The organism is Microbacterium sp. NPDC079356, assembly GCF_049545465.1.
Lineage (GTDB): Bacteria > Actinomycetota > Actinomycetes > Actinomycetales > Microbacteriaceae > Microbacterium > Microbacterium gawkjiense.
In genome coordinates, this window is the sequence record NZ_JBMWDN010000012.1 from 1 (window position 1) to 10,542 (window position 10,542).

10 protein-coding genes, 1 rRNA gene and 1 pseudogene are annotated in these 10,542 nt (G+C 71.2%); 2 read left to right on the forward strand and 10 right to left on the reverse strand.

Going from position 1 to position 10,542, the window contains the following annotated elements; translation table 11 throughout:
* A pseudogene (locus ACPEH0_RS14600) lies at positions 1–238 on the forward strand (hypothetical protein); the annotation flags it as partial.
* Between the two features lie 278 nt (positions 239–516).
* The gene (locus ACPEH0_RS14605) at positions 517–726 is read left to right on the forward strand and encodes a hypothetical protein (protein WP_366214728.1); all 210 of its coding nucleotides are present in this window, start codon (positions 517–519) and stop codon (positions 724–726) included.
* 15 nt (positions 727–741) lie between these two features.
* Here the strand turns inward: ACPEH0_RS14605 and xerD are convergent, their stop codons facing one another.
* The 10 genes from xerD to rrf form a co-directional block, all read right to left on the reverse strand.
* The gene (xerD, locus tag ACPEH0_RS14610; RefSeq protein ID WP_366214729.1) at positions 742–1,665 is read right to left on the reverse strand and encodes a site-specific tyrosine recombinase XerD; all 924 of its coding nucleotides are present in this window, start codon (positions 1,663–1,665) and stop codon (positions 742–744) included.
* Positions 1,666–1,671: 6 nt separating this feature from the next.
* Entirely contained in the window at positions 1,672–2,322 is a 651-nt protein-coding gene (locus ACPEH0_RS14615) for an NUDIX hydrolase (protein WP_366214730.1), read from the reverse strand.
* Positions 2,323–2,325: 3 nt separating this feature from the next.
* The gene (locus ACPEH0_RS14620; RefSeq protein ID WP_366214731.1) at positions 2,326–4,026 is read right to left on the reverse strand and encodes a CTP synthase; all 1,701 of its coding nucleotides are present in this window, start codon (positions 4,024–4,026) and stop codon (positions 2,326–2,328) included.
* A 58-nt stretch (positions 4,027–4,084) separates the two neighbouring features.
* On the reverse strand, positions 4,085–5,779 hold the full coding sequence (recN, locus tag ACPEH0_RS14625) for a DNA repair protein RecN (RefSeq protein WP_217528257.1): 1,695 nt from the start codon (positions 5,777–5,779) through the stop codon (positions 4,085–4,087).
* Positions 5,776–6,696 carry an NAD kinase gene (locus ACPEH0_RS14630; RefSeq protein WP_359921254.1) on the reverse strand — a complete coding sequence of 307 codons (921 nt, stop codon included), beginning with the start codon at positions 6,694–6,696 and terminating at the stop codon, positions 5,776–5,778. Before ACPEH0_RS14630 ends, recN begins: the two co-directional genes overlap by 4 nt.
* Positions 6,693–7,499, reverse strand: coding sequence for a TlyA family RNA methyltransferase (locus tag ACPEH0_RS14635; RefSeq protein WP_366214732.1), 807 nt, complete (start codon positions 7,497–7,499; stop codon positions 6,693–6,695). The genes ACPEH0_RS14630 and ACPEH0_RS14635 overlap by 4 nt, the downstream gene beginning before the upstream one ends.
* Positions 7,496–7,660: a hypothetical protein gene (locus tag ACPEH0_RS14640; RefSeq protein ID WP_157532573.1), complete on the reverse strand. Its 165-nt coding sequence runs from the start codon at positions 7,658–7,660 to the stop codon at positions 7,496–7,498. The genes ACPEH0_RS14635 and ACPEH0_RS14640 overlap by 4 nt, the downstream gene beginning before the upstream one ends.
* 45 nt (positions 7,661–7,705) lie before the next feature.
* On the reverse strand, positions 7,706–8,737 hold the full coding sequence (locus ACPEH0_RS14645) for an HAD-IIA family hydrolase (RefSeq protein WP_366214733.1): 1,032 nt from the start codon (positions 8,735–8,737) through the stop codon (positions 7,706–7,708).
* Complete coding sequence (locus ACPEH0_RS14650) at positions 8,737–9,501, reverse strand: hypothetical protein (RefSeq protein WP_366214734.1); 765 nt, start codon at positions 9,499–9,501, stop codon at positions 8,737–8,739. The genes ACPEH0_RS14645 and ACPEH0_RS14650 overlap by 1 nt, the downstream gene beginning before the upstream one ends.
* A gap of 954 nt (positions 9,502–10,455) precedes the next feature.
* Positions 10,456–10,542 (reverse strand): 5S ribosomal RNA (gene rrf / locus ACPEH0_RS14655); the annotation flags it as partial.

Sequence of the window (10,542 nt, forward strand, 5' to 3'; positions counted from 1 at the left end):
ATTCGCACCACCACCGACGAGACCCCTGGCTAGACTGCCCGCAACCGTTCACTTTTCGAGCGCCGAAAGTGACCAGGATTCACCCGCCGCCGACAGGCGCTCGCTCGGCCCAGCATTCGTCCCGGCCTATGCTGCGGCCGAAGGCGTCAGCCTCGCACTCAATCGCCCGGGCGGATGCGGCAACATCTACGAGATTCTCGCTGGCCTGAAAACGGGGGGATACGACTATTGCTACTGAGAGCCGTTAAACCCGCGATTGCGGGGGTACTTGTCCTAAGCCTGAGCGGGTGCGGAAGCCCCGTCACATCGGCCTACGTAGCAGCCGATCCGAGCCACGGGCTCGATCTGATCGTCCCGGACGGGTGTGGGTACGAGATCGACCAGGTGCGAGTGGCTTACCTAGACCCTGAAGACGACACACCTTTCGACGGTCTCGAGACGGTCTGGTGGGCAACTGCCGAGCCGGGGGGCGCATCCCGAAGTGTGCGGTTGTTCTCTGAGAATCCTGGGTTCACGGTGGAGGTCGACACGACGCCTGTCGATGAAGACCGGGCTGTCCTCATCTGGTGGACGGAGATCTGGGAAAACGGCAACAACGCGGAGAGCAGCCTCAGCGGCGTGCTCGGCGATATCGAAGGGGACGACATCCTCTGGTACGACGGGGTCACCAACCAGACTTCGTATCGCGGAGCCGTCGAGGCTCCCTTCGCACGCTTCCGGTGCTGACAGCGACGGTCGCGGTCACCTCGCGCGCGGATGCGAGGTCACGTACACGTCGCGCAGCGCGTCGACCGTGACGTGGGTGTAGATCTGCGTCGTCGCGACGGAGGCGTGACCGAGCAGCTCCTGCACGACGCGGACGTCAGCCCCGCCCTGCAGCAGATGGGTCGCGAACGAGTGGCGCAGCGTGTGCGGTGAGACGTGGGCCGTGATGTTCGCGCGTTCCGCCGCCTGCTGGATCACGAGCCACGCGCTCTGCCGCGACAGGGGCGCGCCGCGCGCGCCCAGGAACGCCCGCGGCGTCGCCCGGCCGCGCCGGGAGAGCTCGGGTCGCGCCCGGGTCAGGTACGCGTCGACCGACGCCCGCGCGTACGACCCGACCGGCACGACCCGCTCCTTCGACCCCTTGCCCCGCACCCGCAGCACCTCGCCGTGCCGGAGGTCGTCGACGTCGAGATCGACGATCTCCGACACCCGTGCGCCGGTCGCATACAGGAGTTCGAGCAGCGCCCGGTCGCGGAGCCCGATGAGCTCGCCAGGTGCGGCGTCCTCGGGCGCGGGCCCGGCGGCATCCAACAGCCGGATCACGTCGTCGACCGGCAGCGCCTTCGGCAGGCGCATCGGGGCCTTCGGGGGGCGCAGCCGGCTCGTCGGATCCTCCGTCGCGATCCCCTCGCGGGCGAGGAAACGATGGAAGCTGCGGACGGCGGACTGGAGACGGGCGAGCGAGGTGGAGGCCGGGGGCGGATCGGATGCCGCCCGCTCGGCCGCGAACCTCGTGACGAGCTCGGTCGTCACGCCATCGGTGTCGACGACATCATGACTTTCGAGCCATTCGAGGTAACCCGCGAGGTCACGCCGGTAGGCGGCCACCGTGTGTGCGGACAGACCCCGCTCGATCGTGATGTGCCGGAGGAACGCGTCGACGGCGCGCGCGAGCCTCACGGGGCCTCAGGCCTGCGGTCGATCCGCGCCCACGGGGCGCGAGCGTCCCGGCCAGGGGGCGTCCGGCGCACCGAGCGTCGACCAGTCGCGCGCGCGTCCGGCGGCGGCGGCGAGGGCGGCGACGACGAGTGACGGGTTCTGCAGCCTGCGGGCGAGGACCGCGTCCACGACCTCGTCGAGGGGCACCCACCGCACTTCGATGTCGGCTTCCTCCTCCGTGCGGGCGAACGCCTCGGGAGCGTCCGCGAGACCGCGGGCGAGGTAGATGCGGATCGCCTCGTCGCTCCCGCCGGGGCTCGTGAAGAAGTCGGACAGCACGTTCCACTGCTGAGCGGTGAGATCGGCCTCCTCGGCGAGCTCGCGCTTGGCTGCCTCGAGGGGGTCCTCCCCCGGCACGTCGAGGAGGCCCGCCGGGATCTCCCAGTCGCGGAACCCGACGGGATGCCGGTACTGCCGGATCAGCAGCACACGGCCCTCCTCGTCGAGGGCCATCACGGCGACCGCGCCGGTGTGGTCGACGTACTCGCGCACGATCGTCCCGTCGCCGTAGGTGAACTCGTCGCGGCGCAGGTTCCAGACGCGGCCGTCGTAGACCGTGTCGCTGCGGGTCACCGTGACGGCGGCGGCGTCGTCCTGCAGGGCGGCGGCGTCCGTCACGGGTCAGTCCTCGTTCTCGACGTCGAACAGCTCGCTCGCACGGTGGCGGTCGAGAGCCGCGGCGATGAGGCCGCGGAACAGCGGGTTGGCCTCGGTCGGGCGCGAGCGGAGCTCGGGGTGCGCCTGGGTCGCGATGTAGTACGGGTGCACGTCCCGCGGCAGCTCGACGTATTCGACGAGGTCAAGGTCGGGGTTGAGGCCCGAGAACCAGAGGCCCGCATCCGCGATCTGCTGGCGGTAGGCGTTGTTGACCTCGTAGCGGTGGCGGTGACGCTCGGTGGCGCGGTTCGAGCCGTACAGCTCGGCCGCGAGCGACCCTTCGGCCAGCGCGGCCTCGTACAGGCCGAGGCGCATGGTGCCGCCCATGTCGCCGCGGTCGAGGATGTCGACCTGCTCGGCCATCGTCGCGATGACCGGGTGCGGGGTCTCGGGGTCGAACTCGCTCGACGAGGCGCCCTCGATGCCGGCGACGTGGCGGGCGTACTCGATCACCATGCACTGCAGGCCGAGGCAGATGCCGAGCGTCGGCAGCCCCTGCTCGCGGGCGAACTTCAGGGCGCCCAGCTTGCCCTCGATGCCGCGGATGCCGAAGCCGCCGGGGATCACGATGCCGTCGACGGCCGACAGCGCCTTCGCGGCGCCTTCGGGCGTCTCGCACAGGTCGGACGGGATCCACACGATCTGGACCTTCGTCTCCTGCGCGAAGCCGCCGGCCTTCAGCGCCTCGGTCACCGAGAGGTAGGCGTCCGGCAGATCGATGTACTTGCCGACGAGGCCGACGGTGACCTCGTGTTTCGGGTTGTGGACGGCGTTCAGGACCTTGTTCCAGCGGGTCCAGTCGATGTCGCCCGCCTTCGCGCCGAGGCCGAGGCGACGGACGATGTAGGCGTCGAGGCCCTGATCGCTCAGCGTCGAGGGGATGTCGTAGATGCTCGGCAGGTCGACGGTGTTGATGACCGCGTCCTCGTCGACGTCGCACATGAGCGCGATCTTGCGCTTGTTGGACTCCGTCACCGGGCGGTCGCTGCGCAGGACCAGTGCATCGGGCTGGATGCCGATGGAGCGCAGCATCGCGACCGAGTGCTGCGTGGGCTTCGTCTTCTGCTCCCCCGAGGCGCCCATGAAGGGCACGAGCGAGACGTGCACGAAGAAGACGTTGTCGCGGCCGAGCTCGTGGCGGATCTGCCGCGCCGACTCGATGAACGGCTGCGACTCGATGTCACCGACGGTGCCGCCGACCTCGGTGATGATGACGTCGGGGCGGGGCTCTTCGCTCGCCTGCAGCCGCATCCGGCGCTTGATCTCGTCGGAGATGTGCGGGATGACCTGGACGGTGTCGCCGAGGTACTCGCCGCGGCGCTCCTTGGCGATGACCTCGGAGTAGATCTGACCCGTGGTCACGTTGGCCGCCTGGCTCAGCTCGATGTCGAGGAAGCGCTCGTAGTGGCCGATGTCGAGGTCGGTTTCGGCGCCGTCGTCGGTGACGAAGACCTCACCGTGCTGGAACGGGTTCATCGTCCCCGGGTCGACGTTCAGGTACGGGTCGAGCTTCTGCATGACGACGCGCAGGCCGCGAGCGGTGAGCAGATTGCCGAGGCTGGCGGCGGTCAGGCCCTTGCCGAGAGACGAAACGACACCACCCGTCACGAAGATGTGCTTGGTGATGTCGTTGTTTTTGCGTCCCGCGCCCGAAGAGTCCGTCACGGGCTTTCACTCTATCAGCCCCGTCGGGTGCCCCGCCCGGAGTGCGAGCGGGTGTCGCTCAGCGGGCGCGGCCGAGCGCGAGGAGTTCGCGCGCGTGGTCGAGCGCGACCTCCGAGTCGGCCATGCCCGAAAGCAGTCGCGCCATCTCGGCCGCCCGTTCCTCGCCCTCGAGCCGCCGCACGCTCGACGCGGTCACCGACCCGTCGTTGGCCTTGACGACCGAGAGGTGGTTGCCGGCGAACGCGGCGACCTGGGCGAGGTGGGTGACGGCGATCACCTGGCTCGTCTCCGCGAGCTTCGCGAGCCGCCGTCCGACCTCGATCGCCGCAGCGCCGCCGATGCCGGCATCCACCTCGTCGAAGACGAACGTCGGAACGGGGTCGGTCGCGGCGATGACGACCTCGATGGCCAGCATGACCCGGCTGAGTTCGCCGCCCGACGCGCCGCGCGCGACGGGGCGGGGCGACGCGCCCGGATGCGGCGCGAGCTGGATCGTGACGACGTCGCGACCGTGCGCGGCCTCGGGGCCGGGCTCGACGGCGACAGTCACGGTGGCGTCGGGCAGGGCGAGGTGACGGAGCTCGTCGGTGACCGCCTCCCCCAGACGGGATGCCGCCGCTCGCCGCGCGTCGGTCAGCTCCGTCGCGCGCGCGTCGAGCTCATCGCGCAGCCGGTCCCGTTCGGCCGTCAGCCGGTCGATGCGGTCGCCGTCGTCGTCGAGCTCGGCCAGGCGCGCAGAGCCGGAGGCGAGCAGTTCGAGGGCGGCCTCGAGCGAGCCGTGCACGCGGACGAGCCCGTTCAGGGCCGCCCGGCGCTCCTCGACGGCCGCGAGTTCGTGGGGGCCGCCCTCGTCGAGGTCGGCAAGGTAGCCGCTCAGCTCACCCGCGACGTCGGCGACGCGGTACCCGAGCTCCTCGATGACGGCGGCGTGAGCGCGCAGCGCCTCGTCGGACCCGGCCGCGCGCTCGAGCGCGCGGCGCGCCTCGGCGAGCAGCCCCTGCACGTCGGGCAGATCGTCTTCGTTCGACAGCGCAGCGTGCGCCGTCGCCGCCGCCAGGCGCAGCTCCTCGGCGTTGGCGAGGCGCTCGGCGCGCTGCGCGAGCTCCGTGTCCTCACCGGGCTGGGGGTCGACCGCCTCGATGTCCGCGATCGCGGCGCGCAACTCCTCCGCCTCGCGGACGCGGGCATCCTGTTCGGTCGTCAGGGTCTCGAGGTCGGCGGCGGCGGTGCGCCAGGCATCCCACACCGCGCGGTAGCGCTCCTGCGCCTCGGCGACCGAAGCACCGCCGAACCGGTCGAGCGCCTCGCGCTGCGCCGCGGCCGACGTGAGCCGCAGCTGATCGGACTGACCGTGGACGACGACGAGCTGGTCCGCGAGGTCGGCGAGCACGCCGGCCGGAGCGGTGCGGCCGCCGACGGTCGCGCGGCTGCGGCCCTCGCTCGAGAGCGTGCGTCCGAGGTAGAGCTCGGCGCGGCCGTCCCCGAGGGGTTCGATGTCGCCCCCGGCATCCCGCACCCGTTCGACGACGGGTCCGTCCTCGGGCACGATCCACACGCCGTCGACCGCGGCCTGCTCGGCACCGGCGCGGACCGCGCCGGAATCGGCCCGCTGGCCGAGCAGCAGGCCGAGACCCGTGACGACCATCGTTTTGCCGGCGCCCGTCTCACCGGTGATCGCGGTGAAGCCGGGACCGATCGGCAGGGTCGCCCCCGCGATGACCCCGAGGTCGCGGAGGCGGATCTGCTCGATCACGGCGTCGCCTCCGTGGCACCCCGCCAGCCCGCGACGGGCAGCTGGAACTTGCGGACGAGCCGATCGGTGAAGACCGACGGATGCAGTCGCGCGAGGCGCACGGGGCGCGTGGACCGTCGCACCACGACCCGCGCTCCCGGCGGGAGATCGTGCGAACGGCGGCCGTCGCTCCACAGCACGGCGCGGCCCTGGTTGCGCTCGAGGACGTCGATCGACACGGAGGTCTCGGGTCCCAGCACGACCGGCCGTGCGAACAGCGCGTGCGCCGACAGCGGCACGAGGCACAGCGCCTGCACCGACGGCCAGACGACGGGTCCGCCGGCCGAGAAGTTGTAGGCCGTCGAGCCCGTCGGGGTCGCGACGACGACGCCGTCGCAGCCGAACGACGACAGCGGACGACCGTCGATCTCGATCATCACTTCGAGCATGCGCTCCCGGGATGCCTTCTCCACGGTCGCCTCGTTGAGCGCCCAGGTCCGGTACACGACGGCGTCCTGCGCGTCGCGCACCTCGACCGACAGCGTCATCCGCTCGTGGATCTCGTAATCGCGCGCGAGCGCACGACCGATCGCCTCGTCGATGTCGTCCGCCTCGAGTTCGGCGAGGAAGCCGACGTGCCCCATGTTGACGCCCAGGATCGGGACGGATGCCGCGCGCACCAGCTCGGCCGCGCGCAGGATCGTGCCGTCGCCGCCCAGGACGATCGCGACCTCGATGTCGGTGACGTCGACGCCGCCCTCGCCGAGGACCGCCGTGTCGAGGTCGCCGAGGACCGCCGCGAGTTCCGGATCGTCGCCGGGGACGACGGGCTGCAGACCGGCCGCGTGCACGGCGGCGACGACGCGCCGCGCGCCCTCGACGGTGTTCTCCCGCAGCGCGTGCGCCACCACGAGGATGTTGCGCGTCGCGTCGGTCATGCGGCTCCCGCCAGTCGGTTCACGGTGTCCAACCATTGTGTCGGATTCGCGTCGTCGGTCGTCCCGGGACGCAGGTGGATGAGGAACTCCCGATTGCCGTGGGTGCCCGCGATCGGCGACGCGATGACGCCGTGCGTGCCGAGGCCGGCGTCCCACGCCGACCAGAGGACGGTCGCGACGGCATCTGCTCGGCGCCCGGCATCCGTCACCAGTCCTTCCCGCACGCCCGTGCGGCCGACCTCGAACTGGGGCTTCACGAGCAGGACGAGATCGGCGTCCGCCGCGCAGACCGCCGCCGCAGCCGGCAGGACGTGGGTGAGGGAGATGAACGAGAGGTCGCCCGTGACGAGCGAGGGGACGTCGGCGGCGCCGGCGGCCTCGGCGAGCGACGCGGCGGTCATGTGCCGGACGTTGAACCCCTCGACCGCGACGACCTCGGGAAGGGCGGCGATCTCGGCGGCGAGCTGGCGGTGTCCGACGTCGACGGCCAGCACGCGGACGGCGCCCCGTTCGACGAGTACCTGCGTGAATCCGCCCGTCGACGCGCCCATGTCGAGCGCGACCCGCCCTCGCGGGTCGACGGCGAACGCGTCGAGCGCCGCGATCAGCTTGTGCGCGGCGCGACTGACGTAGTGATCGGATGCCGCGACCTCGATGAGCTGATCGTCACCGACCTTGACCGACGACTTCACGACCGGCTGACCGTCGACGCTCACGAGACCGGCGTCGATGAGCTGCGCCGCGTGCGTGCGCGAGCGTGCGAGTCCGCGGGCGGCGACGGCCGCGTCGAGACGGGTCGTCATGCGTGGGTGTCGCGCGGGCCCGACTCGAGGCGCTTGGCCAGCTCGTCGTGCAGGAGCGCGTAGGCGGCGGCCCGTTCGGCGAGGGGCTGATCCTCGATGACCTCGAGCGTCGAGAGCAGGTCTTCGCGGCGGACCGGACCGTCAGCGGCATCCATCGACATGCGTCCCACCCTACGCGGCGCGACGGCTGGCGCGGGCGGGCGCGCTCAGCGGCGGTGGAACGGGTCGGCGTAGAGCTGTTCCGGCACCCGGAAGCCGTAGATCGCGCGGCCGGTGTTCCAGATCGCCGCGGCACCGGCACGGACGAGATCGATCGGACGATCCCCCGCGGACAGGATGTGGACGTCCGGGCCGTCGATGCGGACCGACGCGCCGCCGACCGTCGTGACGTCGCCTTTGACGATCGTCTCGGGGTACGGCTCGTGCAGCTCTCGGAGGTCCCCCACGATGAACGTCGGTCGCGACACCGTCGGTGCCGCGAGCACGTGCTTCGGCCGATCGATGCCGGTCAGGACCAGTACGGAGTCGATCCCCGCCGCCTGCGCGCCGGCGATGTCGGTGTCGAGCCGGTCCCCGATGAAGAGCGGATGCCGCGCCCCGAATCGCGCGACGGCCTCATCGAAGATCGGCCGTTCGGGCTTGCCGGCGACCGTCGCGAGGCGACCGACGGCGGTGTGGACGGCCGAGACCAGGGTTCCGTTGCCCGGCGCGATACCTCGGGCCTGCGGGATGGTCCAGTCAGTGTTGGTCGCGATCCACGGGATCCCGCCCTGGTCCTCGGGGAGGGCGAGCGCGTAGGCCGCTTCGGCGAGCTGAGCCCAGCCGACCTCCGGGGCGAATCCCTGCACGACGGCCGCGGGCCGGTCGTCGGCGCTGCGGGTGACGGTGAACCCGGCCTTCTCGAGTTCGTGCACGAGACCGTCGCCGCCGACCACGAGGACGGTCGCGCCCTCCGGCACGCGGTCGCGCAGCAGGCGGACAGCCGCTTGGGGGCTCGTCACGATCTCGTGGGGCTGCGTCTCGAGGCCGAGCCCGGTGAGGTGCCCGGCGACGACGCTGTCGCGTCGCGACGCGTTGTTGGTGATGTAGCCGAGAGGACGATCCGCCCGGGCCCGCGTCAGACTCTCGACGGCGTGCGGAATCGCACCGTCACCGGCGTAGACCACGCCGTCGAGGTCGGCGAGGATCAGGTCGACGCCGTCGAGCGGCGTCGGACGTGAGCGCGAGAACAGCCCCATCAGGCGCGCTCCCCCGGGCCGTCCTCCTGACCGGATGCCTCATCGTCGGCCGGCTCATCGGTCTCGACCTCGGCCGGCTCATCGGTCTCAATCTCGGCCGGCTCATCGGTCTCGATCTCGTCGATCTCGTCGATCTCGATGGTTTCGGAGTCGGCGTCGATCTCGCCGAGAGCCGCCGCGGCGACGTCGGCCCGCTGCTGCCACTGGGCGGCTTCGTCGTCACGACCGAGCTCCTCGAGCACGGCTGCGCGTGCGGCGAAGAGGCCCGGGCTCCACGGGTAGGCGGTGTCGGGGTCGAGTTCGGGGATGTCCAACTCCTGCAGCGCCCGCTCGGGTTCGCCGAGGTCGAGGCGCGCCCCGGACATCGCGATCGCGAGCTCCACGCGGACCTCGGTCGGCAGGCTTGCGCGATCGACCGCGCGTCCCACCTCGAGCGCGCGGTCGGGCCGACCGACGCCACGCTCGCTGTCGACCATGAGGGCGATCTGGTCGTCGCGACCCGAGATCCGTCGGAACGTCCGCAGCTCGCGGAGCGCGAGGGCGAAGTCCCCCACGGCGTAGGCCGTGATCGCGACGGTCTCGCGGACGACGGCGATACGGCCCGCGCTTCGAGATGCCGCGAGAGCGTGCTCGTGTGCGAGCGCAGGATCCTCGTCGATGAGACGCGCAGCCATCGCGAGGTGCCGCGCGACCTGTTCGGCGTTGTCCTTGCTCAGGGTCTTCAGCTCGTTGCGCGCGGCACCGTTGAGGTCGCGGGCCGTCACGTCGTCGGGGACGACCGGTCCGGCGGGGACGTTCCGGCGGTCCGAACCCTGCGTCGGGCGCGAGGCGCGACGGTCGCCGTCACGCCCCTCGAAGGGGCGACGCTCGCCGTCACGGCGAGGGTACGAGGGACGGTCCCCTTCGCGGCGCGGGTACGAGGGCCGCTCGCCGTCGCGCTTCTCGTACGGACGGCGCTCCCCGTCGCGCTTCGGGTACGAAGGCCGGTCACCATCACGGCGCGGGTACGAGGGACGGTCCCCTTCGCGGCGAGGGTACGAGGGACGGTCCCCTTCGCGGCGCGGGTACGACGGCCGGTCACCGTCACGCTTCTCGTACGGACGGCGCTCCCCGTCGCGCTTCGGGTACGAAGGCCGGTCACCATCACGACGCGGATACGACGGCCGGTCACCGTCACGCTTCTCGTACGGACGACGCTCCCCGTCGCGCTTCGGGTACGAAGGCCGGTCGCCATCACGACGCGGGGACGAAGGCCGATCACCGTCACGCTTCTCGTACGGACGACGCTCACCGTCACGCTTCTCGTACGGGCGACGCTCACTGTCACGCTTCGGATACGACGAACGGTCACCATCGCGCTTCTCGTACGGACGACGCTCACCGTCGCGCGGGGGGTACGAAGGACGGTCGCCATCACGACGCGGGTACGACGGACGGTCACCATCACGACGGGGGTATGACGGACGCTCGCCATCCCGCTTTTCGTACGGACGACGCTCGCCGTCACGACGCTCGGGTGAGCGACGCTCGCGATCGGTGGGCTCCGAGCGCCCGCGATCCCGCGGTCGCTCGTCTCGCGATCGCGAGGAAGCAGGCGTGAACTTCCGCTTACCGCCCGACCGTCCAGGGCGCTCTTCGTCCGTCATCTTCTCTGTCCTCCCACGTACGCGTTAACGAGAAATGGCCACCCAACTCTGGGTGGCCATTTCACGAAAGAAGTCCGGCGGTGTCCTACTCTCCCACAGGGTCCCCCCTGCAGTACCATCGGCGCTGTGAGGCTTAGCTTCCGGGTTCGGAATGTGACC